General features: G+C 60.4%; 22 protein-coding genes and 3 pseudogenes. 9 read left to right on the top strand and 16 right to left on the bottom strand.

Annotated features, from left to right (window positions below; all coding sequences use genetic code 11):
* Positions 1-2: 2 nt before the first annotated feature.
* A complete protein-coding gene (locus FHX08_RS26030; protein ID WP_184328041.1) occupies positions 3-893 on the bottom strand; it encodes a carbohydrate ABC transporter permease in 891 nt (296 codons plus the stop codon).
* Positions 894-1,004: 111 nt separating this feature from the next.
* Positions 1,005-2,357 carry a sugar ABC transporter substrate-binding protein gene (locus tag FHX08_RS26025; RefSeq protein WP_184327874.1) on the bottom strand — a complete coding sequence of 451 codons (1,353 nt, stop codon included), beginning with the start codon at positions 2,355-2,357 and terminating at the stop codon, positions 1,005-1,007.
* Positions 2,358-2,538: 181 nt separating this feature from the next.
* On the opposite strand from FHX08_RS26025, the pseudogene FHX08_RS26020 reads away from it, so the two are divergent.
* A pseudogene (locus tag FHX08_RS26020) lies at positions 2,539-2,965 on the top strand (alkene reductase); the annotation flags it as partial.
* Between the two features lie 408 nt (positions 2,966-3,373).
* Here FHX08_RS26020 and FHX08_RS26015 read toward each other — a convergent pair.
* Positions 3,374-4,270, bottom strand: coding sequence for an AraC family transcriptional regulator (locus FHX08_RS26015; protein ID WP_184327873.1), 897 nt, complete (start codon positions 4,268-4,270; stop codon positions 3,374-3,376).
* Between the two features lie 97 nt (positions 4,271-4,367).
* Here FHX08_RS26015 and FHX08_RS26010 point away from each other — a divergent pair, with 97 nt between their 5' ends.
* Positions 4,368-5,120, top strand: coding sequence for an SDR family oxidoreductase (locus FHX08_RS26010; protein ID WP_184327872.1), 753 nt, complete (start codon positions 4,368-4,370; stop codon positions 5,118-5,120).
* A 143-nt stretch (positions 5,121-5,263) separates the two neighbouring features.
* The gene (locus tag FHX08_RS26005) at positions 5,264-6,061 is read left to right on the top strand and encodes an aminoglycoside phosphotransferase family protein (protein WP_184327871.1); all 798 of its coding nucleotides are present in this window, start codon (positions 5,264-5,266) and stop codon (positions 6,059-6,061) included.
* On the opposite strand, the pseudogene FHX08_RS26000 reads toward FHX08_RS26005, so the two are convergent.
* Together FHX08_RS26000 and FHX08_RS25995 are read right to left on the bottom strand one after the other, a co-directional pair.
* A pseudogene (locus FHX08_RS26000) lies at positions 6,058-6,281 on the bottom strand (hypothetical protein); the annotation flags it as partial. The gene FHX08_RS26005 and the pseudogene FHX08_RS26000 sit on opposite strands and share 4 nt — an antisense overlap.
* Positions 6,282-6,460: 179 nt before the next feature.
* The gene (locus tag FHX08_RS25995; protein ID WP_184327870.1) at positions 6,461-7,318 is read right to left on the bottom strand and encodes an IclR family transcriptional regulator; all 858 of its coding nucleotides are present in this window, start codon (positions 7,316-7,318) and stop codon (positions 6,461-6,463) included.
* Positions 7,319-7,496: 178 nt separating this feature from the next.
* Between FHX08_RS25995 and hydA the strand changes: the two genes are divergently transcribed.
* From hydA to FHX08_RS25980, 3 genes are read left to right on the top strand one after another with little or no spacing between them, the layout of a single operon-like run.
* On the top strand, positions 7,497-8,873 hold the full coding sequence (gene hydA, locus FHX08_RS25990; RefSeq protein WP_210288398.1) for a dihydropyrimidinase: 1,377 nt from the start codon (positions 7,497-7,499) through the stop codon (positions 8,871-8,873).
* Positions 8,874-8,875: 2 nt separating this feature from the next.
* Positions 8,876-9,604, top strand: a complete 729-nt coding sequence (locus tag FHX08_RS25985; RefSeq protein ID WP_184327869.1) for an SDR family NAD(P)-dependent oxidoreductase — start codon at positions 8,876-8,878, stop codon at positions 9,602-9,604.
* A 56-nt stretch (positions 9,605-9,660) separates the two neighbouring features.
* Positions 9,661-10,521 (top strand): sugar kinase, encoded by an 861-nt coding sequence (locus FHX08_RS25980; RefSeq protein ID WP_184327868.1) that lies wholly within the window; start codon positions 9,661-9,663, stop codon positions 10,519-10,521.
* Here the strand turns inward: FHX08_RS25980 and FHX08_RS25975 are convergent.
* Together FHX08_RS25975 and FHX08_RS25970 are read right to left on the bottom strand one after the other, a co-directional pair.
* Positions 10,500-11,477 carry an N-acetylglucosamine kinase gene (locus FHX08_RS25975; RefSeq protein WP_184327867.1) on the bottom strand — a complete coding sequence of 326 codons (978 nt, stop codon included), beginning with the start codon at positions 11,475-11,477 and terminating at the stop codon, positions 10,500-10,502. The genes FHX08_RS25980 and FHX08_RS25975 overlap by 22 nt on opposite strands.
* Entirely contained in the window at positions 11,474-12,694 is a 1,221-nt protein-coding gene (locus FHX08_RS25970; RefSeq protein WP_210288397.1) for an N-acetylglucosamine-6-phosphate deacetylase, read from the bottom strand. Before FHX08_RS25970 ends, FHX08_RS25975 begins: the two co-directional genes overlap by 4 nt.
* A 74-nt stretch (positions 12,695-12,768) precedes the next feature.
* Here FHX08_RS25970 and FHX08_RS25965 point away from each other — a divergent pair, with 74 nt between their 5' ends.
* Positions 12,769-13,524, top strand: a complete 756-nt coding sequence (locus tag FHX08_RS25965) for a DeoR/GlpR family DNA-binding transcription regulator (protein WP_184327866.1) — start codon at positions 12,769-12,771, stop codon at positions 13,522-13,524.
* A gap of 45 nt (positions 13,525-13,569) precedes the next feature.
* Here the strand turns inward: FHX08_RS25965 and FHX08_RS25960 are convergent, their stop codons facing one another.
* The 9 genes from FHX08_RS25960 to FHX08_RS25920 all read right to left on the bottom strand — a co-directional run bounded on the left by FHX08_RS25960 (position 13,570) and on the right by FHX08_RS25920 (position 23,857).
* Positions 13,570-14,667, bottom strand: coding sequence for an ABC transporter substrate-binding protein (locus FHX08_RS25960; protein WP_184327865.1), 1,098 nt, complete (start codon positions 14,665-14,667; stop codon positions 13,570-13,572).
* A 63-nt stretch (positions 14,668-14,730) separates the two neighbouring features.
* Positions 14,731-15,582: an ABC transporter permease gene (locus FHX08_RS25955; protein ID WP_184327864.1), complete on the bottom strand. Its 852-nt coding sequence runs from the start codon at positions 15,580-15,582 to the stop codon at positions 14,731-14,733.
* 10 nt (positions 15,583-15,592) lie between these two features.
* Positions 15,593-16,333: an ABC transporter ATP-binding protein gene (locus FHX08_RS25950; RefSeq protein WP_184327863.1), complete on the bottom strand. Its 741-nt coding sequence runs from the start codon at positions 16,331-16,333 to the stop codon at positions 15,593-15,595.
* Positions 16,330-17,295, bottom strand: a complete 966-nt coding sequence (locus FHX08_RS25945; RefSeq protein ID WP_184327862.1) for a carbohydrate kinase family protein — start codon at positions 17,293-17,295, stop codon at positions 16,330-16,332. Before FHX08_RS25945 ends, FHX08_RS25950 begins: the two co-directional genes overlap by 4 nt.
* The gene (locus tag FHX08_RS25940) at positions 17,292-18,317 is read right to left on the bottom strand and encodes an SIS domain-containing protein (protein WP_184327861.1); all 1,026 of its coding nucleotides are present in this window, start codon (positions 18,315-18,317) and stop codon (positions 17,292-17,294) included. The genes FHX08_RS25945 and FHX08_RS25940 overlap by 4 nt, the downstream gene beginning before the upstream one ends.
* Positions 18,310-19,992 carry a hydantoinase B/oxoprolinase family protein gene (locus FHX08_RS25935; protein ID WP_184327860.1) on the bottom strand — a complete coding sequence of 561 codons (1,683 nt, stop codon included), beginning with the start codon at positions 19,990-19,992 and terminating at the stop codon, positions 18,310-18,312. Before FHX08_RS25935 ends, FHX08_RS25940 begins: the two co-directional genes overlap by 8 nt.
* Complete coding sequence (locus tag FHX08_RS25930; RefSeq protein ID WP_184327859.1) at positions 19,989-22,025, bottom strand: hydantoinase/oxoprolinase family protein; 2,037 nt, start codon at positions 22,023-22,025, stop codon at positions 19,989-19,991. Before FHX08_RS25930 ends, FHX08_RS25935 begins: the two co-directional genes overlap by 4 nt.
* Positions 22,026-22,061: 36 nt before the next feature.
* A complete protein-coding gene (locus tag FHX08_RS25925) occupies positions 22,062-22,844 on the bottom strand; it encodes a GntR family transcriptional regulator (RefSeq protein ID WP_246698406.1) in 783 nt (260 codons plus the stop codon).
* An 8-nt stretch (positions 22,845-22,852) separates the two neighbouring features.
* Positions 22,853-23,857 (bottom strand): aldose epimerase family protein, encoded by a 1,005-nt coding sequence (locus tag FHX08_RS25920; RefSeq protein ID WP_184327857.1) that lies wholly within the window; start codon positions 23,855-23,857, stop codon positions 22,853-22,855.
* 540 nt (positions 23,858-24,397) lie between these two features.
* Between FHX08_RS25920 and FHX08_RS25915 the strand changes: the two are divergent.
* Both FHX08_RS25915 and FHX08_RS25910 read left to right on the top strand, forming a co-directional pair.
* A pseudogene (locus FHX08_RS25915) lies at positions 24,398-24,586 on the top strand (transposase); the annotation flags it as partial.
* Between the two features lie 46 nt (positions 24,587-24,632).
* Positions 24,633-24,878: a hypothetical protein gene (locus FHX08_RS25910; protein ID WP_246698378.1), complete on the top strand. Its 246-nt coding sequence runs from the start codon at positions 24,633-24,635 to the stop codon at positions 24,876-24,878.
* Positions 24,879-24,940 lie beyond the last annotated feature (62 nt).

Genomic DNA, 24,940 nt, shown 5'->3' with positions numbered 1-24,940 from the left:
GGTCAAATCTCCAGCGAACGGGACACGGTCTTCGCCAGGAAATAGGCGACGATATTGGCGAGAATGATCGAGATCACGCCGCCGGCGGACGCGAGGCCGACATCGAAGCGCAACAGCGCCTGCACGTAGATCAGGAAGGAGAGATTGGTCGAAGCCAGACCCGGGCCGCCGGATGTCGTCACAAAGATCTCTGCGAAGACAGACAGGAGGAAGATCGTTTCGATCATGACGATGATGCCGATAGGCCGCGCCAGGTGCGGCAGTATGATGAAGCGGAACGTCGCGAAGGCGCCTGCACCGTCCATGCCTGCTGCTTCCTTTAATTCATGATCGAGCGATTGCAGGGCGGTCAGGAGGATGAGCGTCGAGAAGCCGATCCATTGCCAGGCGATGATGACGATAATCGAAAACATCGGAAAGCTTCCAAACCAGTCCACTGCCGGGAGCCCGATGAGACCGAGCAGCGTCGCCAACAAGCCATTGACCGGATCCAGTAGCAGGTTCTTCCAGATCAGTGCGGCGACCGTCGGCATGACGAAGAACGGTGAGATCGCGAGCACGCGAGCAAACTTTGCGCCTGCGAAATCCCGGTCGAGCAGCAAGACCAGGCCGATCCCGAGAACCACCGTGATCGCGATGACACCGAGAACCACATAGATCGAATTCAATGCGGCGATCGCCAGTGAACTCGAGCTAAAGAAATAGAGGTAGTTGTCGAAGCCGACGAATTCCCGCCCGGCCGTATTCACTAGATTGTAGTGCTGGAAGGAGAACCAGAGGGTCATGACGGTCGGGACAGTGGTCCAGACCAGGAGCGCCGCGATGGAGGGCGCAACGAGATAGGCCTTGGGCCTGCTGCGCTCCGCCTGGGCGGAAGGCTCCGCTCCGGCCATGCCGTGGTGGGCTGCGGTCGATGTCGAATTCAATGCACGATCTCCAATGCGATCCGGAACCTGCGCCCGACCAATTGGACGGCCGAGCGCAGCTCCGGGAGGAAAAGCTGACTACTTCTTCAAGTAGCCGGACTGCTCCATTGTCTTCTCCGTGAAGGCCTGGCCGGCCGTCAGCGCCTGGTCAACCGTTTGCTGGCCGGTCAGGGCGGCGGCGATCTGCTGGCCGACCTCGGTGCCGATGCTTTGGTATTCCGGGATCGAAGCGTAGGTTATGCCGGTATAGGGCACGGGGTCCTTGCTTGGCTTGGTCGGATCGGCCGAAAGGATCGCATCCTTGACGAAATTCGCGAAGGGCGCGACATTCTGGTACTCGGCCAGGTCATAGGTGGATTGGCGGGTGCCGGGCGGGATCAGGATCCATCCCTTCTTCTCGCCGACCCCGCGGATATATTCCTTCGACGTCGCCCAGGCGATGAAGCTTTTGGCCACATCGGCCTTGGCGGACGACTTGGGGATCGCAAGTGCCCATGCCCATTGCAGTGCTGCGCCGTTCGGGACGTCAGCAATTGGCGCCTTGGTAAAGCCGACCGAATTGGCGACCTTGCTTTCTGCCGGATCGTACAGGTAGCCTGCGGCCACAGTCGCATCGATCCACATCCCGCAATTGCCGCTGGCGAAGAGTGCGCGGGTTTCGTTGTAGCCGTTGGACGTCACGCCCGGAGGGCCGTATTTGTTGAGCAGATCGACATAGAGGTTCACAGCCTTGTGCCAGGGCTCGCCATTGATCTGGGGTTTCCACTCCATGTCGAACCACTTGCCGCCATGGGTGTTGACCGACGTCATGATCGGAACCATGTTTTCGCCCGAACCCGGCTTGCCCCGAAGGCAGATGCCGTAGACCTTGTGCTCCGGGTCGTTAACCTTGGCGGCGAATTCCGCGATCTGGGAATAGGTTGGCTGCTCAGGCATGGTGATGCCTGACTTCTCGAACAGGTCCCGGCGGTAATATGTCATCGAGCTTTCGGCATAGAACGGCAGCGCGAAGATCTTTCCGTCGACCGAAAGCCCCTTCCTTACCGTCTCGAAGATATCAGCGTAATCATACTGCGCGCCGAGATCATCGACCGGAATGAGCCACCCATTCTTGCCCCAGATCGGCGCCTCGTAAGAGCCGATTGTGATGACGTCGAACTGGCCGCCATTGGTGGAAATGTCGGTCGTGACGCGCTGGCGCAGCACATTCTCTTCGAGGACCAGCCAGTTGATGGTGTTGCCGGTCTTTTGCTCCCACTCGCCTGAGAGCTCCTGCATAATCACCATGTCCTGGTTATTCACCGTCGCGATGGTGATCTCTTCGGCGAATGCCGGCGATAATGCCAGCGCTGCGAGACCGGCGGCGAAGACCGAACTCTTCGTACCGCGCAGACGGGCAGCTGATTTCGTTTGTTTTACTGTGGTGGACATTTTCGTTCCCCTCCTCACAAAATTCTATATACAGAATGACGTTCTGTATGTGGATCATTCAACCATCTGGAATTTTTCTGTCAAGAGGGTTTTTGCGGCGGCCTCGCCGATATTTGTTCGCAGCCGGTAGCGTCCGCGACTTTCGGGCGTGCATAATCCCCGCTGCACGCGGATCAAATCGGGCGCCGGCCGCACCGAAATCCGCCCTCTCGCCGGTCACGCCGTCGAACGACAGCGACGATTCAACCCGCAGGCCGTCTTCACCCATGTGGTCGAGGGACTGGCGAAGTACGATCTCGCCTATATCCATATCGTCGAAGGCGGCACCAACCCCTCCTTCGACTACGCAGCGCTGCGCGCCGCTTATGAAAAGGCTGGCGGCAAGGCGCATTGGGATGGTCAACAACGGCTACGACGGCGACCTGGCGATCACCGCCGTCGAAACCGGCCGCTCAACTCGTCGCCTTCGGCAAGCCCTTCACCGCCCCTCGGATCTCGTCGAGCGCCTTCAGAAGAACCTGCCGCTCAACGCCGGCGACCAGGCTACCTTCTCCGGCGGCGGCGCTAAGCGCTACGCGGACTACCCGCTGATCGACAAGGCCGCGTAACGACTTTCAGAACCGAGAAATCCCGCCCGTCGAGGCGGAATTTCTTTTTGGGCGGCCGACATCTCCCCCACTTCCCTCATTCCGTTGTTTGTCACAAGAATCCAGTGCGCCCCAATCCTGGGCGCGGGAGCCGTCCCCGCTTGATGAGACATTCACGGCGCAGACGCGCCGTGGCTGGCCCTTCCTCCCGCAGCTATTAATCACAGGTCAGACACATAGGATTCCTGTGACGAGCACAGGAATCCAGCCACGGCGCGTCTGCGCCGTGAGTGACTCTTTCGATTAGGCTTGCCGAATGCGGCTTGCCCGTCTGTGTCAGCATTTTTGCGCACTATCTGCCGCCCGCATCCCGTGACCTCCCCTGCAAGCAGCTCACCTGCGACCCTCCTCTCCGCCTCCGCCAACCTCTCACCCACCCCGCGCATACCGCGCCGGCGGCATCCCCGCATAGCGGGCAAAGGCGACGCTGAAGCTGCTGGCCGACCCGTAACCGACGCGCTCGGCCACCGCGTCCATGCTGAGCTCCCGGCGGCGCAGCAGCTGTTTGGCCAGTGCCATGCGCCAGGCGAGCAGATATTCCATCGGCGCCACGCCGATGACGCGGTTGAAGCGGACGAAGAAGGCGGAGCGGGAGAGGGCTGCCTCGGCGGCGAGATCGGCGACCGTCCAGGGATGGGCAGGGCGGGCATGCAGGGCGTAGAGGGCGGCCGCTAAGCGCTCGTCGGCGAGGCCGCGGCTGAGGCCAGGCGCGTCCGTCGTATCCGTTCCGGAGCGCAGCGCCTCGATCAGCAGCACTTCCAGCAGGCGCTCGAGCACCAGTTCCCGGGCGGGGCGCCGCCCGCGCGTTTCCTCGCCGACCAGCTGCATCAGCGTCGCCAGCCGCGGTTCGCCGCGAACGATCACCACCTCGGGCAGCAGCGGCACGAGCAGCGCCGCATCCGGCGCGCCGAAGCTGCAATGGCCGATCCGCATCCTGAGATCCGCCGGTCCCTCGGCCCGCCCGGCGCGAAAACGACCGTCGGCGAGCTGCGCCGGGATCGTATCGGGCAGATCGGCAGAGGCATCGAGGCTCTCGTTGACGAGATCGCGCATCGCCGGCACCAGCACGAAATCGCCGGCCTGAAGGATGAAGGGCGGATCGTCGCCGAACGTCACGCGGCAGGCGCCTTCGAGGACGGCACAATAGAAAGGCTCGCCGGTCGCCTCGCGCTGGATGCGCCAGGTACCGGCGCATTCCACCAGCTTCGAGAAGCGGGCTGCCGGCTGCAGCAAGGTGACGATTTCGGCAAGCGGATCGATAGTCATATCAGGACCAACGCTAAAGAAATGGAGACTTTAGGCTATATAAAGTCTTGTCTCTGGTCACTACCATCGCTGCATTCCTTTTCACATGGAGAAGCACATGCCCAGGATATTGATCACCGGCTGCTCGTCCGGCTTCGGCCTCGAGACTGCGAAACTGTTCCTGCAGCGCGGCTGGGAGGTGATCGCCACAATGCGCACGCCCGATACCAGCCTACTGCCGGTCTCCGATCGCCTGCGCCTCCTGGCGCTCGACGTCACCGATCCCTCAAGCGTCGCTGCGGGGGCAAAGGCCGCCGGTCCTGTCGACGTGCTCGTCAACAATGCCGGTTTCGGCGCGCCGGCGCCGGTCGAGCTGACCGACCCCGAAACCGCGCAGTCTCTGTTCCAGACCAACGTGATCGGCACATTGGCGATGATCCAGGCCTTTCTACCCGGGATGCGCCGGCGCAGGGCTGGGGTGATCGTCAACGTCACCTCCACGGTGACGGTCAAGGTGCTGCCTGTTATCGGCGTCTACCGGGCGAGCAAGGCAGCGGTGAACGCCCTGAGCGAGTCCCTCGCGGTAGAGGTTGCGCCGTTCGGCGTGCGGGTCCATATCGTCCTACCCGGCCGCTCGCCGGAGACCCGCTTCGGCCAGAACGCCCGGCCGCATCTGCGCGGCGCCGACGATCCCGATTACGCGCCGCTGATCCAGCAATTCGTGAAAAGCGTGCAGGAAGATGCGGGTCCGGTGACCCATGCGCCTGACGTTGCCGACGCCATCTGGCGCGCCGCCACCGATCCAGCCGCGCCGTTGCGCATCCCCGCCGGCGCGGATGCGGAGATCTGGATGGCCGAGGCGGGGTTGTAAGTAAGAGGTTCCATGACCGCTCTTCTCTGTTGATGGCCCCACCGTTTCACTCTCCCTCATCCCTGTGCTCGTCACAGGGATGAGGGAGGCGAGTAGGCTCTGCCCCCTTCAAACCGGTCCTTCCGCCCCCTACCTTCCACCCCATGTTCGAACCCTACCTCTCCAGCTGGTCCCTCACGCTCGACGGCCAGCCGATCGTCACCCATAGCAGCAAGCTCCTGCCAGTCCTCTGGCGCGGCAAGCCGGCCATGCTGAAGATGTCGGAGGACGAGGCGGAGCGGGCCGGTGGCGCGGTGCTGGATTGGTGGGATGGCAAGGGTGCGGCGCGCGTCTATGCCCATGACAGCCACGCCGTTCTGATGGAACGTTCGCTCAGCCCGCAGTCGCTGCTCAATATGGCACATGATTGGCGGGACGATGAGGCGACGCGGATTATCTGCCGCACCGTCAACGCTCTCCACGCCCCGCGCCAAAAGCCGCTGCCGGTGCTGATCCCGCTGGACCGATGGTTCCGCGAACTGGCGCCCGCGGCAGCGGCCCATGGCGGCACACTTGCCGATTGCGACCGCATTGCCAGGACATTGCTCGCCGAGCCGCAGGCCGTGGCAGTCCTCCATGGCGATATCCACCACAGCAATATCCTCGATTTCGGCGAGGATGGCTGGCTGGCGATCGATCCGAAGGGGCTCCATGGCGAACGCGGCTTCGACTTCGCCAATACCTTCGCCAACAGGGATCTTGACATCATCGCCGCCCCTGGCCGCCTGCAGCGCCAGTTGCCGATCGTCGCAGCCGAGACAGGCATCGAGCCCCGCCGCCTGCTGCAATGGATCGTTGCCTATTCCGGCTTGTCGGCCGCCTGGTTACTGGGCGATGGCTCGACGGCGAGTGCAGATCTGCAGCTGACGGTCGCCCGCATCGCGCTTGCCGAACTCAGCTAGTCCGGGATCGCCTCGCGATTTGGGAGCAGCCCGGCGGTCCTCGACAGGCAGCCGAGCGCCACCAGCGAGGCACGCACGGCTTCGTCAATCGGCGTCTGCGGCTCGCAGCCGAGCTCAGCGACCAGCTTGGCATTTGACATGCGCAGCGGCTTTTTCCAGAGGTAGCGCATTCCTTGACCTCCCGCATGACGGTGACGAAGGGCGTCGCCAGCGACACCATCTACTAGCGAAACCGTATCGTCCGCCGGGCGCCCCCGGGATCAGGACATCAAAAAACGGTCAAGGAACGGACGATGGCAGCGAGGACAGCGGGCAGCCGCGTGCACGCGAATCTGTACGATGGGCATTCAGGGGAGCTTGATTCGGAACCTCACGAAGGAATGAGGCGGCCGTGCCGCCCTATCCTGCGAAGTCGCGTGGAAGCCGCGCAAGGGTCTGCTGGTGGATTTTCTGCACCGCCTGCCGCATTGCCGCCGACACCTCGCCTTCGAGACCGCTCATCACATCGATGGGTGCCGAGCAGTTGACCACGAACTCCACCTCCCCGCTCTTCCCGAAGATCGGAAGGGCGAGCGCCATCAGGCCATCGGTGAACTCGGCGCGGCTACGGGCATATCCGCGCTTCCTAGTGGCCTGCAACTCGGCAAGGATTTCCTTCTGTGTCGTCAACGTCGCGGCGGTATACCGGACCGGCTTCCAGTCCTCGAACCAGGTGTGGACTTTTTCGTCCGGCATCCAGGCGAGATAGGCCCGCATTTGCGCCGAAGCATCGCGGGGATAACGAAAGCCAATCGGCAGCGAGACCTCGATGCGCATTGGGTCGTGAAACTTGTCGATCAGCATGAACGTCTGGTCGGGCATCGGTTGCGAAACCACGCAAGGAAGCCGGATGGAGGACACCAGGCTGGAAATCTCGGTCCGGATGATGTCGATCATCGGGATTGCCAGGAGCTTCGAAACGCTGCCCAGCAGCCCGGGATGCAGGGCATAGGTCTTGGCGCGCTCGTCGAATCGCAGCCAGCCATGCTCCTGCAGCGTCTTGAGGATCGAATGGCAATGGCTCTTCGTGATTTCCAGCGCCGACGAGATATTGGCGAGCGTCGCCTGCTCAGCCGGCTGCCAGTTCAGATACTCGATGATGGCGATGGCCTTATCCAGCGCCGGCACCAGACCGAGACCCGGTTTCTTCCCCTCCCCGGCGCTCGACGTGACCATCCAGTGAGTGCCGTCATGGCTCAGCTTTTCGGGTGGCTGCAAAGACGAGTCAGAATCGGAAGTTACCGGTGGGCGAGAAGACGTCATGATGTGAACCTTGCGCGAGTGTCGAGGCCTAACACAGCTTTTCGATGTTTGTAATCCAAAAGCCGTTGACCGGGCGCAGGCATCACCCTATGTTCTATTTGAAGTATGATGTTCTGCATAAAGAATGAGCTACATGATCGACCTAATTGTTGTCAACGGAACAATCGCTACGAACGCAGGGACATTCAAGGCTGATATCGGCATCGATAACGGCCGCATCGTGCAAATCGGCGGGACGCCTCCGGCGGCGCGACGCACGCTATCGGCGGCAGGCCTGCTGGTGCTGCCCGGCGGCGTCGATGTCCATACCCATCTCGACGCGCCTTCGCTCGACATGATGACGGCTGACGACTTCCGCTCCGGAACAATTGCCGCGGCCTGCGGCGGCACGACCTCGCTCATCGACTTCTGCCAGCAGACGCCTGGCGGCACGCTCGCGGACGGCATAGCGAACTGGAATGGCAAGGCCGAGGGCAAGGCCGCAATCGACTATGGCTATCACATGCTTATTCCTGACTTCAGCGACAGCATCGCGGCGGAACTGGAGACATTGCCTGAGAAGGGGATCACCAGCTTCAAGCTTTTCATGTCGGGCAAGGGCGGGGCGATGGTGGACGACCAGGCACTGGTCACGGCTATGGAAATGGCGAAACGCTGCGGCGCGATGGTAATGGTCCATGCTGAAAACGGCGATGCGATCGACCACCTGCAACGGAAATATCTGCGAGAGGGCAAGACGGCGCCAAAATACCATGCCGAGAGCCGGCCTGCCCGCGCCGAGGCCGAGGCGACGGCCCGCGCCATCGCCCTGGCTGAGATGACCGGCGCACCGCTCTACGTCGTTCACGTCACCTGCGCTGAAGCACTCGAAGAGGTCGTGCGCGGCAAACTGCGCGGTGCCCCGGTTCTCGCCGAGACCTGCACCCATTATCTCTTCCTGACTAAGGACAGCCTCGACCAACCTGGTTTCGAGGGCGCGAAATATGTCTTCTCTCCACCCGCCCGGACCGCGAAAGACAAAAACGCGCTCTGGCTTGCCCTGCGCCACAACATTCTCGAGACCGTCTCGTCCGATCATTCCTCGACCCGCTTTCACGACCAGAAGCAGGGCGGGCGCGACGATTTCACGAAGATCCCCAACGGCCTCCCCGGCATCGAGGAGCGTTTCGTCATGCTGTATCAGGGCGTCGTCGAGGGCCGAATCACGATCGAACAATTCGTCGACCTCGCTTGCTCGCGCCCGGCACGGACTTTCGGGCTGGCACCCCGCAAGGGTACGATCGCGGTCGGCAGCGACGCCGACATCGTTCTCTTCGACGCCGATGCCGAACGCATCGTCCGGAACCGCGATCTCCATCATGCCGTGGATTATTCGGCCTACGAAGGCATGAAGGTCAGAGGACGGGTGGTGTCGGTCCTGCTGCGCGGCGAGGTCATCGTCGACAATGGCGAATTCTGCGGAGAGCCCGGTTACGGCCGTTTTCTACCGCGGGCGCGGGTGGAGGCTTGACCATGCGAGGCATCGAAGACCGCACCGCGCTCGTCTTCGGGGGAAAATCCGGAATCGGCGCGGCCGTGGTCAACCTCTTCGAAACGTCGGGGATTCGGGTCTGCACCGCCGACATGTTCAGCGCCGGGGAACTGCCGCTGGGCGAGACGGACAGCCGCATCGCCTGCGATGTCACCGATGCCGATGCTGTTCGATCGGTGGTCGAACGCGCAATCGAGCAGCTCGGTCATATCGATATCCTCGTCAACAATGCCGGCACGGGCACGCCAGCGTGTGATCTCAACGCGGTCACGTACGAGGAATGGCGGCGCGTGTTCGACGTAAACCTCGATGGTACGCTGCACGCCATACAGGCCGTGCTACCTCATATGCTGGAACGGCGCTTTGGGCGCATTATCAACACGGCTTCGCAACTAGCCCACAGGCCGGCCCCTCGGCAGGCAGCATATTGCGCATCGAAGGCAGCTCTCGTCGCATTCAGCGCCTCCCTCGCCCAGGAGGTCGCGTCGAGTGGGATTACAGTGAACTGCGTCTGTCCAGGGCCGACCGACACGCAGATGTGGCATGCCAGCGATCCCGCCTGGAAGGAATGGAAAGTTGCCCAATTGCCGATTGGACGAATTGGCACGGTCGAGGAGATCGCTTCTGCCTATCTCTACCTCGCAAGCGACGAAGCAGCGTTCATGGTCGGGCAGAGCCTGTCGCCGAACGGCGGCGACGTCATGTGGTAAGAAGGCCCGGAGCCCATGATATGACGAAAAGAAAGGCTCTATTCATCGGCGAAGCGATGATCGAGATTTCGGGCCAGGCCAGCGCGCTAAAGTTTGGCTTTGCCGGGGACGTCTTGAATACCGCGTGGCATGTGCGGCGACTTCTGCCTGTTTCCGATTGGGACGTTGTCTTTTTTACTGCGACAGGATGCGATGTTCACTCTCGCTCCATGCGTGATTTCATCATCCGCAGCGGGATCGAACTCGCGGGGAGCCCCGCGCTCGGGACGCATCACCCTGGCCTCTATATCGTCCATCAGGAAAATGGTGACCGCCAATTCACCTACTGGCGAAAAAACTCCGCTGCGCGACACCTCGCTGACGACGACGATGCTCTTTGGGATGCGATGTCGGCCGCAGATATCATTTACCTCAGCGGCATAACGTTGGCGATACTACCGCTCACCCGGCGGCTCTCCTTCCTTCGCAACTTAAAGCGTGTCAGCAAGAGGGGCACCCGCGTAGCGTTCGACCCGAACATCCGCCGTGCGCTTTGGAATTCGCCGAGCCAGATGCGGGCGGGCGTCATGGCCGCCGCAAGACTGGCAAATGTCATCCTGCCTACCTTCGCCGACGAGCGCGAGCACTTCAAGGATGCTTCGCTGCTTGCCTGCGCTAGTCGGTACGTTGGTTTGGGCGCCGAGGAAGTCATCGTTAAGAACGGCTCAGGCCCAATGATCGCGGCATTCGAAGGCATGACAAAGGATATTCCGGTTGTGCCAGCCACCGAAGTCGTCGATCCAACTGGAGCGGGCGATGCTTTCAATGCGGGCTATCTCGCCGCCCGCTTAGACGGGCAACCAGTCCTCCCCTCCGTGGAGGCTGGCCACAGGCTGGCACTTGACGTCATCGGCCGTCACGGCGCGATCGGCTCGTGAACCGAAGTTCCAGCCGCATCTGCCAGGCCCGCGTTGCAAAATCTCAAATAGCTAGGGCGGCGTGCCACAGGTGATGCAATCTGTTGCGCTAGCCGCAAAGCGCCCACCACCGGGGGATCTTGCACCAACAACGCGATAACCCTGTGCCGTTGCCGGATGAGCCGGCTTACCTGGTTGAAGAAACTAGGCTGATTTTCGAATATGCCACCGGCAGCGAACACCGGCCCTGGTACTCCCCGCCCCAGAAGCCGGCCGACGAGGTCGGCAAGGTGAGAAGCTCCATCCGCCAGCACGAGGCGGGCCGCGGCTGACCCCTGAGCGGCTGCGGCGAAGACGACCGGCGCATGGCGCGCCATCATTGCCGCCGATGGTGCGACAGACAATCTCTCATTGGCCTGCTGTAGTTTCGGTATTCCGAGGCTCTCCTTGAGCGCGTGTGACAACATTTCGTCAGGCCTGCCGCTATCCTCGGCCGCAAGCGCCTCCTGGAGGGCCCGTCGTACCAGCCCCGCCCCGCCGCCGTCGTCACCCACAAGCCATCCCCACCCACCGGACGAATTGAGATAGCCGGCACGATCTCTCGCGACGGCGATGGAACCAGTGCCGGCAATAAGGGAAATGCCCCGTCCTCCGCCTGTGGCTGCGACGAGTTCGGCGTCGTTGACGACGCGGACGTTCCAGTTTGTCGCCCGCTGGAGTGCACTCTCGCATCGCTCCAGGGCCTCGTCGTCGCTGCAGCCGTTCGCTCCCAAGGCGACCCGGTCAGGCCCAGGACCATCGAATGTCGCGGTGACGATCTGCTTGAGACGAAGACAGTCCTCGTCTGAGAAGGCTCCTTGCCTCCAGGCCGGTGTTGAGACCTGATGATCTGCAATCAGTACGCCATCGCGGGTGATCATCCACCGCGTTTTGGTGCCGCCGACATCAATGCCAAGCGCGACTCGGGGAACCTTCATTGGGCCGCCTGTCCCGCACGCAGCCCTTCACCAAAAACGACGACGCCCCCGATGACGACCGATTTCACATGCAGGTTCCGGTCCAGGATCGCGAAGTCCGCGAGTTTTCCTGGCTCGATGCTCCCAATATCTGCGTCGACACCAGCTAGTTGTGCCGGCGTCAGTGACGCCATGCGAACTACGGACGGCAAGTCCTTGCCCACCGCCATGGCCATCGTCCGCACCATTCTGTCCATGCCGTGCATGGAACTCGCTAGACTTCCGTCCTCCCCCCTAACGGATTGACCGTCGCTGTACACCCACGTTCCGTCAAGCCTGGAGCCAAATCTATATGTTCCTGGAGGCGCATCCATCGCGCGATTTGCATCGGTGACGAGGCAGGTCCTGTGCGGGCCGATCATCTCGTAGGCAAAGCGCAGCAGGTCGTCGGAGAGATGAATGCCGTCTGCAATTACTTCCGTGCTCATTTCTTCGTTTAGGAGAACATACTGTTCCATACCGGCCTGCATTGGTGTGCCGAACCGACTTCTGAGAGAAGCAACCGAGCTCATCGCACACCAAAAATGATCGACATGCCGCATGCCCCGGGCGAATGCGGCATCTAGTTCGCCCCACACTGCGTTTGAGTGTCCACAAGTGATGAAACATCCGCTCGCGCGGGCGAAGTCGAAAAACTCCAAAGCGCCGGGCAGTTCTGATGCACAAGTCGCAATCCTGACGATGTTTTTGGAAAGGAAGTATTCGTACTCCGCTCGTACCGGATCGCGCCGGCCTTCTGGCGAATGAACACCGACCTTGTCCTCAGCGAAGTAAGGTCCGTAGAAATGGACGCCCGCAATCCGTGAGCCGTGCTCCGGCTGCCAGTTTGATTGCACGTTTTCGCACGATTTAACCATCGCATCCAACTGCTCGAACGATCCGGTCGTGGTCGTTGGAAAGAGAGAGGTCGTGCCATGCTGAGCATGGGCTACATTCACGGTTCTGACCGCTTCGTCAAATCCGTCCATGTAGTCTGCACCCGCGGCCCCATGAACGTGGATATCAACGAATCCGGGGCAAATGAAGTGATCGGACATGTCAAGAGTGCAAACAGTGCCGGTTTCACCATCGCCAGCACCGACTGAAACAATTCGGTCATCGCGGCATCGCACCACGGCATCCTCCAGCACCCTGTTTGGGAGGACAACATTTCCCCTCACATTAAAAACGCTCATCATCGCAACCCTTGTTCAGCTTTTATGATTCCGATATATGCACGAATGGGTACATTCTTGCAACGGAGATCACGGATTTGGAATCAACTCCGGACGAGCGCCGCCACTTCATCCTTGCGGAACTTAGATCCAAGGGGCGGCTCTCGACCGCCGATCTCGCCGATCGCTTTTCACTTTCGGAGGACACCGCCCGCCGCGATTTCCGCGAACTCGCGGCCGCCGGTCTTATCAAGCGTGTACATGGAGCCGCACTTCCCATCACGCCCGGGGAGCAGCCATTCCGAGGCCGATATAAAATTGCCCGCGACATGAAGATGAAGCTGGCGCGGGTAGCGGCGAAGATCGTTCTTCCCGATCAAGTGATCATGATTGATGGCGGCACGACAAATCTGGAATTTGCCAGACAATTGCCGCTGGACCTCAGGGCGACAGTCATTACTAATAGCCCGGCGATAGCCACCGCCACCTCCGATCATCCACATCTCGATGTCATTCTGCTGGGCGGGACGTTCGACAAGCGGAGCCAAATGACAGTGGGTGCGCGCGTTCTCGAGCAGATCCAGGCACTAAGTGCCGATATCTGCTTCATCGGAGTGCATGGGTTGCACAAGGACTTTGGCCTAACGACAGCTGGCTACGATGAGGCGTCGATCAAAGCGGCGATGCTGGAGGCCTCGGCGGAGGTGGCGGCGATCGCAACGCCCGACAAGATCGGTACGGCGGGGGCATATAAGTTTGCGCCGCTTTCGAGAATCGACATTCTCGTGACCGATAGCAGCGTTCGCGACAATCCCACTTTCAACGACGTTCACGCCAAGATCCTCACAGAATGAGGGGTTCGGGTAGGGCCCATGCTGGTAGACCCTACCCGTCGCGCATTAGAGCGGTGCGTTGATCCACTCGACAAGCTTCGCATTGGCCTTCAGCTTCTGGAAGTAGACCTCTTCCAGTGCTTTATCGTCGGCCTTAACGCCGGCTGGCAGGTCAGACGCGTTCTTTTGCTCATAGAAGCTCACGGATCGCTTCCAGTAGAGATCACTTTCGGGATTGAACACGGTCTTTCCCGCGACGTCGAGAGTCGGGAAGGTCAGCAGGCCGAACATGATCTTAAAATCTTCCGGCGTAAACGAGGCGGCGGCGCGCTCATTGTTCACCGCAATCAGCTTAGGCGCCGTCTCGTCATATTTCTCGTTCATGTAGCGCGCCAGCCGGGACCAGATCGCCGACATTTTGAGGACGGTGTCTTCATTGGCGTTCAGCCATTCCTGCGACGAAACCATGGTTGAATACCACAGACCGGCTGGACCAAGGATCTCTTGGCCGCCGACATTCACGTACTTATCGGGCCTGGCCAGGAGTTTGATCTCCTGGGTAAGACTGCCCATGTAATAATCGCCCTCGCCGCGCTGGAAGGCCAGGGCTGCCGCAGCGTCGTCGCCGAACTCGAGGATTTTGACATCCTCGTACTTCATACCAACCTGCGAAAGGGCAGAGGAAAGGAGCGGTCTGAAGCTTGCTGGCATCAAGGCAAAAGTCTTGCCAGAAAAGCCCTTGAGGATTTTTTCCTTGGCTAGTTGCGGGTCGCTGCCGGCCACCACGCTCTCGTAGGTTTCGGTGCCTGTGCGTCCGATAATGATGAAGCCTTTGAACTGATCCGTGATCAACCAGCTTCTGAGAGACGGCACCGATTTATAGAGCGGAAAATCGCAAACATGGCAGGAGGAAACGACGTCGACGCTTCCTTGACGCATTGCGGCAACGCCTTGTGGCGTAGTCGCCACAGTGACCAACTCAAAATTCAAACCAAGCTGTTGGTCGAGCCCCATGTCCTTGGCCAGCACCCAAGGCATGTAGTCAAAATAGGGGGTGATGCCAATTTTGACGGTTTTTAGTTCTTCTGCATTGGCCGCATTTGCGGCAAATAACATACCCGCTGACACGGCAATGCCGGTCAGGACTTTCAAGATCCTGTTCATATCTGTTACCTCTGGTTGGTTCATTGCTGGCTTATCGTTATGAGCGCCGCCAATAGCGCTTTATTAAGCTCCGGTGATCGACGTAACGACACCGCGACCGGCGGTCTTCTCCGTCCACCGCGTGAGTGGCCGCTCGAGCGCCACGACCAGTTTGTCGAGGGCTACTGCCAGCAGGCAGTAGATCGCCACAATGACCATGATCCCTGATGTGTCGAGATACTGGACGCGAATGATCATTAAATGTCCTAGGCCTACCTGCGCTCCTATGTATTCGGCAGCAACGTCGAGGCCCCAGGATGCCGCTGCGGCGACCCGGATCGCCCCGAGTAGATGTGGGAAGATGGCTGGCAGTATTATGGATTTATAAATCGTCCAGCGAGTGGCCCCTAGTACCAGACCGGCACGGATGTAGACTGCAGGCACGTTCTTGATTGCCTCGATCGTTGAGACGCCGATCACCAGCGACGTTCCCAACATGATCATGGCGATCTGCGGGGTTTTGCCGAGGCCAAACCAAAGAATGAAGAGCGGTATGAGAGCAAAGATCGGCACCGGTCTGAAAAAATCCAGGACGCCGCCGAAAACTTCACGAGCCATCCGACTGTAAGCCATCACCAGACCGATCGCGAGCCCAAGCCCGGTGCCCCCAAGGAAGCCGCCTAGAGTCATGACCAGGCTTGCCGTGAAGCTTTCCGGTAAAAGGGGCCAGAGCGACACCACGGAATCGCGGATATCGGCGGGAGACGGCAGGAAGATGGGATCGATCATACGATCCCACGTTACCGCGAACCAAAGTAAGACGATCGCCGTTGGCACCAGAAGGCGCCTGAGCAAGCCACCCCAATCCACGGACATCGACGACCCTTGCGTTGTCGCAGCGGCCTCGGTTTCTGCATCCATTTCCTTAACCGCCATGCTTCACCTCCTAATGGATAAGATCGGCGATTTCGCCGCGTAGATGCTGCAATTCAGCGGAGCGCTTGAGATCGAGCGTTCGCTTCTTGCCGAACGGGACGTCAATGACATGGACCACCCGCCCGGGATTGCGCCCGAGGACGACGATGCGATCGCCGACAAAAAGCGCTTCCTCGATGTCGTGGGTTACGAATAGCGATGTCGCCGAAGTTGTTCGGCAGACGTCAAGAAACTGCACCTGCAGCCTCTCCTTGGTCATGGCATCGAGTGCGCCATAGGGCTCGTCCATGAGGATCATGCTTGGATTGACGGCAAGCGCCCGAGCGAGATCTACGCGCTTGCGCATACCGCCGGAAAGCTGGCGCGGGTAGAGATCCTCTACACCGGTGAGTTCGACAGCGCGAAGCTTGTCATCGACGATCGCCTTGCGCTCCGCGGCTGGCACGCCTTTGACCTTAAGGCCGAACTCCACATTCTGCCGGACCTTCATCCAAGGAAACACCGCATCTTCTTGGAAGACCATGACGCGGTCCGCCGATGGTCCGGTGACCACCTCGTCGTCCAACCGGATTGAGCCGGACTTGAGCGGAACGAGCCCGGCGACAGCATTCAGCAGCGTCGACTTGCCGCAGCCGCTCGCACCGATCAGGCAGATGATCTCGCCGCCGGAGATGTCCAGGTTGATATCCTTCAAAATGACTTTGCTACCGTAGGCAATGGACAGGTTTTCGATCTTGAGGCTCTGCATCATGCGATAGCTCCCCTTCGTGTAAGACCGGCGGTACGCAGGGACCGAATCTCGGCGGCGTCGATACGATCCTTCCGGCCATGCATGAGCTGCCAGCTGGCCACGTCGCATCCAAACTGAGCAGCGTCAACGGGGGTCAGGCGCTGCACGGCGAGTGCATGGAGAAAGCCGGCATTGAAGCTGTCGCCTGTACCAACTGCAGCTCGCGGTTCCGCGACCCTGAACGCAGGAATGTTTGTCGGCGACATATGTGGAACGTCGAGCATTGCGCCTTCCGAACCACGTTTGACGATGATCATCATGTCGGCTCCAAGGTGCGCTCGAAGGCTCTCCATCACCGCGGGGAGGTCCGTGCGGCCGGTCAGGGCTGCCGCCTCATCAATGTTCATGATCACGATATTCGCCCGGCTAAGCGCGCCAAACAGCTGGTCCCGCACGAGCCAGCTCGCCTCCGACCAGGCGAGGTCGATGACGACAGTGGTTCCGCGGGCGCGGAGTCGGTCGAAGCATGCGGCCAGAACGGGTGCGGCCACTCGTGGCGGCTGACACCACCCGGAGAACAAAGCATAAGTAGCGGCGGGAAAATTGCCTCGCGCGACCATGTTCTCGAGGTGTGCAAGGGCGCCGGGATAGGTGACAAACAGGCGCTCGCCATCTTCCTTTACAAGTGCTACCGAGACACTCGTACCGAGATCGCTGCAGACGTGGAGGTGTTTCGTCGTCAGCCCGTGTCGTTCGAGCTCGGCCCGGACCCATCTGCCATTGCTGTCCCGGCCAATCGGTCCCATGCACGCGACTTCGAGGCCGAGCGCGTTTGCCGTCAGGGCGAAATTTCCGGTGTTTCCGCCGAGGCGGATTTCAAGGTCGTGGACTTCGGCCTCCTCGCCCCACCGCGGCAGGTCTTGGAGCGGCGCCATGATCTGGTCGATGGTGAGATCCCCAATAGCAAGGATTTTTGTGCTCATTCGACCCTCGTCACCTTAGGAATGAGGACGGGTTCTATCGCGCTCATTCCCAAAGCCTCCGCAAGGGCGACGTTCAGGCGCTGCAAGGCCACGGCGAAGACGATGGGCGCGAGTTCGATACCGAGGTCCGGCACCCGGATTTCGACCGAACCGGCCGGCGAAGGCACTTCACTAGCCGAGAAGATGATCACTGGGGTACCGTTGGCGATCACATCCTGCGCCGCCTGTATCATCGTAGCGGCCATATGGTCGTTCGGCAGCAGCATGATCATGGCGCTGTCCGCGAGGCGGATCAATTCGAGGGGTCCGTGACGCAAGAGGCCGCCTGGCACCGGCAGCGCCGCAAGGCGCATTCCTTCCTGCAGGTCCAGCGCCGCCTGCTGAGCTACCCCGAGCAGATGGCCACGGCTCGTAATCAGCGCGACACGGGCGCCCGAAAGCGCCGCTGCCGCCTCTTCAAATGCGCCGGACGTCTGCGAAACAATACCAGCCACCGCATCTGCTGTCTTCTTCACCCATGCCACAGGGGCGAGGTCGCGCCGCCCGCTTACACCTGCCGCCGACGCGAGCGCCACGGCTAGCGTCATCAGGAATGATTGCGTGTTGCAAAAAGCCGCTTCCTCGGCGCGGAACGCCAGGATGTGCGATGACCGTTGGGCCAGCGTGGATCCCGCGGTGGCCGTCACGCCGATCACGCCACGGCCTGGCCGCAACCGATCGAGCACCTTGACGATCTCGGCGGACTCGCCCGAACGGCTGGTGATGACGATCGGGCTAGCATCGTCGGCAACCGGGCCGTAGCGCAGGTATTCACTCGTATCGACCAGCGTCAGACGCGCGGCTGCAGACTGGGCGACGATTGTCGCCGAATGCCATGCCCAAAGTGAGGTCGCCATGCCGGTTACGACAAAATCTCCGCTGTCGATCCAGGCCGGAAGTTCGGCGTAGGCGCGTTCGAGAACTGCGGCGTTGTCAATCAACGCCGCCGGTTGGCCTTCAATGTCCCGGATGAGGTCAAGCATTCGCGCGCTTCCCCGTCTGCGGCTGCTCGTAATACGAGGCCATCTGTTCCGTCACCTTGCCCGATGCAAGATCATCGGCGACGAGTCCGCGATCACGCGTTGCCGGATCGCCATAGCCTGCCCCGCCGCCAATTGCGACTTCGAGGTGGTCGCCACGGTTGAGGGTCGCTGCACCCTTCGGAGGCAATTGTTCGACACTGCCGTCGCGGCGAGTAATCTTTATATAGGCGGTCGACCCATCATGCCCGCCTTGCACCCCGGGTGCCTTGTTCTCGAAACGGTCGGAGTAGACGCTCATATGCACGCCGTCCTCAAGGAAGCGATAGGTGCGGATCGCGCCGAGACCGCCACGATGGCGGCCGGCCCCGCCGGAGTCCGGCCGTAGTTCGTAGCGTTCCACGCGGAAGAAGGATTGCGAAAGCTCCAGTGCCTCGACCGGGGTATTACGGCAATTGCCGAGAGGATCGTCGAGCTGGTCGGCACCGTCATTCTGCGGACCGGCCCCGTAGCCGCCGCCGAGCTGCTCGCTAATCGCGTGATAGGTGCGCCTGCCCTGCCAGTGCAGGTCCACCTCCGTGCGCGTGTCGTAGCCGGGCGCGGGGATGCGGTCTGGCAACGCCTTGGAAAGCGCCAGCAGGATGGACTGGAAGACCCGCATGACGACGACGTTGCGGCCCTCGACGGGTGCGAAGGGAATGGGATTGACGATGCTGCCCTCCGGGGCCGCGATGGTGATCGGCCGGTAGGAGCCGTCGTTGAGCGGGATCGACGGTTTGGTCAGCAACATCTTCAGCGCGGAATAGGCCGAGGAGATCGTCGAGGCGCGAGGGCAATTGATCGCGGTTTTCACCTGCGGCGCAGTACCTTCGAAGTCGAGATGAAGACTGTCGCCCCTGACGGTGACCGTGACGCAGACCTTGAGGTTCTTCTGGTCCAGGCCATCCGTGTCGATATAGTCTATACCCTGGTAGACGCCGTCCGGGACCTCCGCGATCGCCTCCCGCATGAAGGACTCGGCATAGTCGAGCAACTGGTCTGAGGCGGCGATTACCGTTTCCACCGAATAGCGGCCGATCAGTTCTTTCATTCGCCGGCGGCCGGTTTGGTTGGCGGTGATCTGTGCATTGAGATCGCCGATCGTATCGCGCGGGATCCGGACATTGGCACGGATGAGCTGTTCGAGGATGCCACCGTTCCAGTCGCGTGACAGTGAAAACACCATCGGTGTGAAGCGCATGCGCTCCTCGAATACGTCGCGGGCATGAAGATTGTAGCCTGGAGAGTGACCGAGATCGACATGGTGACCTACGGAACCGGAGAACCCGATCAGCACGCCGTCATGGATGATCGGCGAGAACAGGTAGATATCAGACAGATGCTGGCCGCCATTGTAGGCGTCGTTGAGGATGATGATATCGTCCTCCGTCAGCTTGTCGACCTGCGTCTTGGCAAGCGCACCTTGCACCGCTGGACTCACTGAATTGAGATGCAGCGGGATGTTCTGCGCCTGCGCCAGCACCCTGCCCTTGCGGTCCACCAGGCATGTCGAGCAATCAGCCGCCTCGCGAATGACGGTCGAATAGGCCGTGCGGATGAAGTCGTTGCTCATCTCCTGCGCGATTGCCTGGACGCTGTTGGTGAATATGTTGAAGGTGACGGGATCGACCTTGCTCATGAGCTCGTCCTTTCGAGGAGAATACTTCCGCTTTCGACGATCCGCGCCGTCCAGCCTTCCGGCACGAAACAGGTCGAGGTGTCGGCTTCCAAGACCGCCGGTCCGGAGACTGGCGTATCAAGTTTCAGGGTTTCGCTCTTATAGAAAACCGTGTCGAGTTTGGCGCCGCGGAGCAGGATGGATCCTGCCTCGGAGGCAACTTCGTCATGATGGTTGACATGGACGGCGACGTCTTTGGTCTTGCGCGGAATGACGACCTTAAGCCGGTAGTTCACGACTTCTGCGCTCTCATTCTCGAAGGCGAAGCCATAGCGCTTGCGGTGGGCCTCGTGCAGCCTGCTGGCAACAAGCTCGGCACCGACGGTGGCGGGATCGATCGAAATGGGCAATTCAAAGGCCTGGCCCTGATATCGGACGTCCAGTCCAGCAAAGAGTTTCAACTCCGAGGCATTGAAACCCTGGCTCAGGAACTCCCGCTCGGCCTTGTCGACCAGTGCCGCGATCTTGGCGCGGAAATCTTGCGGCGACAGATCGTCGGCCAGCGCAACATCCGTCTGCACATAGTCGCGGGCGATATCGGCGACCAGCAGACCGAAGGCGGAGAGGACGCCGGCATGCGGCGGCACCAGCACGCGGCCGATGCCAAGCTCGTTAGCCACGGATGCGGCATGGATAGGCCCGGCGCCGCCGAACGCGACCAGAACATAGTCGCGCGGATCGTAGCCGCGCTGCGTCGAGACCAACCGGATCGCTTGCGTCATGTTGGCTTCGACAATTCGGGTGATCGCTTCCGCAGCGCCACCGGGCGACATGGAAAGCTGATCGCCCAGCCGGGCGATCACGGCATCGGCCGCAGGCGCATCGAGCTTGAAATTGCCCCCGGCAAAAGTCTTTGCTCGGATGACGCCACGGGCAACATTGGCGTCCGTCACCGTGGCATGGGCGCCGCCGTGACCATAACAGGCCGGCCCGGGATCGGCGCCGGCGCTCTCCGGCCCGACATGCAGCATGCCGTAACGGTCGACGGCCGCAATGCTGCCGCCGCCGGCGCCCACGGTTGCGATGTCGATCATCGGCACGGCGACCGGCAGGTTGTTAAGCTGGTTTTCCGTCGTGATCAGCGGCTGGCCGTCGTTGATCAGGCATACATCAGTGCTCGTTCCGCCCATGTCGAAGGTGATAATATTGCGGAAACCGGCTCGCTCCGCCGCATAGATGGCGCCGGTGACCCCAGCAGCGGGCCCGGACAGCAGCGTTCGGACGACCTCTCGTCTGATGGCGTTGGCCGGCAGCACGCCGCCATTCGACTGGGTGATGAAAAGGCTGCCGCCAAAACCCCTGTCTTCGAGCTGTTCCGTCAGCTTGTCGACATAGTGCGACATGATCGGCGAGATGTAGGCGCTCATGGCCGCGGTGCTGGCGCGTTCATATTCGCGAAACTGCGGGAGAAGTTCGGAGGAGGTCAGCACCAGCAGTCCGGGCGCCATGTCCTCGATGATGGCGCGAACGCGATCCTCGTGCATAGGATTCTGGTAGCTGTGCAGGAAGCAGATCGCCACCGCCCTAATGCCGCCCTGGACCATCCTGGCTGCCGCTGCCCTGACCTCGTCTTCGGCGAGCGCGGTCAGCACCTCGCCGCGGGCATCGAGTCTCTCGGTGATCGGGATCACCCATTGCCGCGGTACCACGGGAACAGAGCGCTGGTAGAAGATATCATAGATATTGGTCTTGTCGCCGCGCTGGATTTCGAGGATGTCCTGGAACCCGCGCGTCACGATCAGCGCCGTCGGCACGCCCTTGCGCTCAAGCACGGCGTTAGTCGCTACGGTCGAACCGTGCAGAACGTCATGGAGACTTGACCAGGCGATGTCGAGCCGGTCGACGCCAGCCAGTACGCCTTTTTCGGGCTGGCGTGGTGTGGAAGGCACCTTCAAAGTCGTCATTCTTGGTTCCGCACCGTCATCCTCGAAGAGGATAATATCGGTGAACGTGCCGCCAATCTCGACAGCAAGTTTCTGTGGCGATTCAACCATCGCACTCTCCGTCAGTTATGTTTCGTCGCAAAGTAGCTAGTCGATCAAGCGGGCATAGGTGGACAGACTGCCCAGCTCGATGATGAATTCCATCATGTCGGATCGAAACCAGGATTCCTCGACTTCAACAGGTGTCCCGGCGTCCGTATAGCTGACGCCTGCTACCCGCATCACGGCCGAGCCTTCTGTTACGCCAAGCGTAGATGCAAGAGCGCTGTCGGCTAATGCTGCGCGCAGCGCCTGGTGCGCCGCAGTGATTTTCAGCCCATACCGGTCAGCAAGTACGCGATAGACCGAACCGCCAACGTCAGCTTCGCTCAGGTTCACGCAGATCTCCTGCGGGATCCAGATTTTTTCCAGCACCATCGGAATGCCGTCGGCCAACCTAACGCGTTCGAAGTGAACGACGAGATCATTCTCAGCAATGTCCAGCTGTTCGGCAATCCGGGCAGACGAGGGTTCAATCGAGAACGCCAGAACCTTGGTGTCAACTCGCTTGCCTGCGGCTTCAAGGATATTCGTCGTGCTCTTTACATCCGACATGTCGCGGCTGAGTGGCTGAATCTCGTCAACCTTTAGCAGGCCCTTCGGGTTCACAAACGAGCCGACGCCTTGCTGCCGACGTATGAAGCCTTCATTGACTAGCTTCGCAAGTGCCAACCGCACCGTCGTCCGGCTTACCCCGTAAGTCGAACAGATCTGATCTTCAGTTGGGAAGGGCTCGTTTGTTTGAAGTTCGCCGTTAGCGATTTTATGGCGGAAGATCTCGCTCAGTTGATAGACAAGCGGAACTCCGCTTTTGACCAATCGATTGGACATGTTCACCCCTATTCTCCACCGTCGTTGGAGAAGCGATATACGGTTGTGGCCCTAAAGGTCTCGCCAGGCCTCAGCACCGTCGACGGAAATGTGGGTTGATTTGGCGAATCAGGCAAATGGCGCGGCTCAAGCGTGAAAGCATCCCCTTGTCGATACTGTCGGCCTGTCGCGCCGATTAAGCTGCCGTCGAGGAAATTTCCAGAGTAGAAGGCGAGGCTGGGTTCAGTCGTTTCGACGTCGAGGATCCGCCCGGAAACGGGATCATAAACGTTGGCGACATGCCGCAAAGCACCCCCTCCATCCAGCACATAGCTACAATCGTAACCTTTGGCGAAACGCGTCAGCGGATGATTGCTGCGGATGCGCGCGCCAATCTCCTGCGGCTGGCGAAAATCTAGCGGCGTGCCCTCTACGCTGAGAAAACGACCGGTGGCGATCAATTCGCTGTCAACCTCGATAACGCTATCTGCCTTCACCGTCAGCACATGCCGTTCCACCGATCCACTGCCTTCGCCGGTTAGATTGAAATAGGAGTGATTGGTCAGGTTGAGCACGGTTGGCTTATCGGTCGTTGCTTCGTAATCGATCTGCAGGGCATTCTCTTCGGTGACCGTATAGCTTACTGCGACCTGTAGATTGCCAGGAAACCCCTCCTCGCCGTCGACGCTGCGATAGGTCAGACGTGCCGAGGCATTCGACAACAGATCCACATTCCATAACTTCTTGTCGAATCCTGAAAAACCGCCGGCGATATGGTTGCGACCGGTATTGGCCGAGAGCGAGTATTGCTTGCCATCTAGTGTGAATTGCGCCCGGGCGATGCGGCCGCTGAAGCGCCCAACAAGGGCCCCAAAGTATGGATGATCGCGATGGTATTCCTCTTCGGTCGCAAATCCGAGAACGACGTTCGCCATAGCGCCCCGCCTATCTGGAACTTTCACCGATTTGATTGAGCCACCGTGATCGAGAAACTCGACCGAAATGCCGCGGCTGTTTGTAAGGTGATAGAGCATGTTCCTCCCGCCGTTCCTCGTTGGCGTGTCGTCATATTGTTACTACAATACAACGTCATTGCAATACATCTGCAAAAATAATTTTCGGCGGAGCTAAAGCCCGCTCCTCCCGCGTAATTATCGGGCCCAGAAATCGAACGAAGGCAAAGGACGGCTGGCGGACTCTGCCTACAGTCGGCTCGTAGGGACAGAGTACCCGGACACGCCAATGCTTTGCTTCGGCTTGTGATGTGGCTTTTGTCGCTAAAGGTTTGCGTCACATCCGAAGAATGACTTTCCCACAACGCCCCGGAATGCTGACATGGGCGAGAGCCTCGCGAAAAGCCGGAAGGGTGAACTCAAAGGCGATGGTTGATGCCGAGCATCCCCTTCGAATATCATCGAATACGAGAGCCATAGCCGATCGTGTCCCGAGGAGTGGTGTAGTTGGATTTCATAGCCATCGGTGATTTCCGGTAGGGTCGGGTTGCTTAGAGCCAACCTGAGGGACACCACCGATGGCTATGAAATCCAACTACACCACTCCTCGGGACACGATCCGAGTACAAGCTTGAGGCGGTGAAGTTGGTGCGAGAGCGCGGGGTCAGTGTTGCGCAGGCAGCCCGCGACCTGGATGTTCATGAGAATGTCCTGCGCAAGTGGGTCAGGGAACACGGTTCGGACCCGGCGCAGGCGTCTCCTGGTCACGGGCAGATGAAGCCCGAGCAGGTTGAGATCGAGAGGCTTCGGCCCGGTATGTCGGTCACGACACGTATCGCCACCAAGGGTAAAGACCATGTCTGACACCCTGCCAAGACGTGACCTTCCCCGCCAAAGCTATATCGCCGTGGCGATGATCATGGCATCGCTGTTGACGGCCTTCGACGTTCGCACTTCTAGCATCGGACTTGCGGATCTCCGCGGCGCCTTCGGGCTCGGCTTCGATGAGGGCGCGTGGCTGAGCAACTTCTCAACGGCACCCCAGATCCTCATTGCCCCGTCGATCGGGGGTAGTGTGCTGAAGGTTCTGCAAATTCACTGAGATGGGCGGTCATGGCAGGCTGGTGATGTTCAAGTCACCTGATTCCCTCACGAGGAACGCCA

It is taken from the genome of Rhizobium sp. BK529 (assembly GCF_014194105.1).
In the GTDB taxonomy this organism is placed as follows: domain Bacteria; phylum Pseudomonadota; class Alphaproteobacteria; order Rhizobiales; family Rhizobiaceae; genus Rhizobium.
Note: the sequence above shows the minus strand (reverse complement) of the source record. Positions and strands in the feature narration are given on the sequence as shown.

Coding starts and splice junctions, on each gene's coding strand:
- FHX08_RS25975 (WP_184327867.1), bottom strand. CDS start 11,477: ATGAAGGTTCCCCGAGTCGCGCTTGGCATTGATGTCGGCGGCACCAAA.
- FHX08_RS25940 (WP_184327861.1), bottom strand. CDS start 18,317: ATGCTTGACCTCATCCGGGACATTGAAGGCCAACCGGCGGCGTTGATT.
- FHX08_RS25910 (WP_246698378.1), top strand. CDS start 24,633: ATGTCTGACACCCTGCCAAGACGTGACCTTCCCCGCCAAAGCTATATC.
- FHX08_RS25920 (WP_184327857.1), bottom strand. CDS start 23,857: ATGCTCTATCACCTTACAAACAGCCGCGGCATTTCGGTCGAGTTTCTC.
- FHX08_RS25985 (WP_184327869.1), top strand. CDS start 8,876: ATGCGAGGCATCGAAGACCGCACCGCGCTCGTCTTCGGGGGAAAATCC.
- FHX08_RS25970 (WP_210288397.1), bottom strand. CDS start 12,694: ATGATGAGCGTTTTTAATGTGAGGGGAAATGTTGTCCTCCCAAACAGG.
- FHX08_RS25945 (WP_184327862.1), bottom strand. CDS start 17,295: ATGAGCACAAAAATCCTTGCTATTGGGGATCTCACCATCGACCAGATC.
- FHX08_RS25930 (WP_184327859.1), bottom strand. CDS start 22,025: ATGGTTGAATCGCCACAGAAACTTGCTGTCGAGATTGGCGGCACGTTC.
- FHX08_RS25955 (WP_184327864.1), bottom strand. CDS start 15,582: ATGGCGGTTAAGGAAATGGATGCAGAAACCGAGGCCGCTGCGACAACG.
- FHX08_RS26010 (WP_184327872.1), top strand. CDS start 4,368: ATGCCCAGGATATTGATCACCGGCTGCTCGTCCGGCTTCGGCCTCGAG.
- FHX08_RS26015 (WP_184327873.1), bottom strand. CDS start 4,270: ATGACTATCGATCCGCTTGCCGAAATCGTCACCTTGCTGCAGCCGGCA.
- FHX08_RS26005 (WP_184327871.1), top strand. CDS start 5,264: ATGTTCGAACCCTACCTCTCCAGCTGGTCCCTCACGCTCGACGGCCAG.
- FHX08_RS25925 (WP_246698406.1), bottom strand. CDS start 22,844: ATGTCCAATCGATTGGTCAAAAGCGGAGTTCCGCTTGTCTATCAACTG.
- FHX08_RS26030 (WP_184328041.1), bottom strand. CDS start 893: ATGGCCGGAGCGGAGCCTTCCGCCCAGGCGGAGCGCAGCAGGCCCAAG.
- FHX08_RS25950 (WP_184327863.1), bottom strand. CDS start 16,333: ATGATGCAGAGCCTCAAGATCGAAAACCTGTCCATTGCCTACGGTAGC.
- hydA (WP_210288398.1), top strand. CDS start 7,497: ATGATCGACCTAATTGTTGTCAACGGAACAATCGCTACGAACGCAGGG.
- FHX08_RS25980 (WP_184327868.1), top strand. CDS start 9,661: ATGATCGAGATTTCGGGCCAGGCCAGCGCGCTAAAGTTTGGCTTTGCC.
- FHX08_RS26025 (WP_184327874.1), bottom strand. CDS start 2,357: ATGTCCACCACAGTAAAACAAACGAAATCAGCTGCCCGTCTGCGCGGT.
- FHX08_RS25960 (WP_184327865.1), bottom strand. CDS start 14,667: ATGAACAGGATCTTGAAAGTCCTGACCGGCATTGCCGTGTCAGCGGGT.
- FHX08_RS25935 (WP_184327860.1), bottom strand. CDS start 19,992: ATGAGCAAGGTCGATCCCGTCACCTTCAACATATTCACCAACAGCGTC.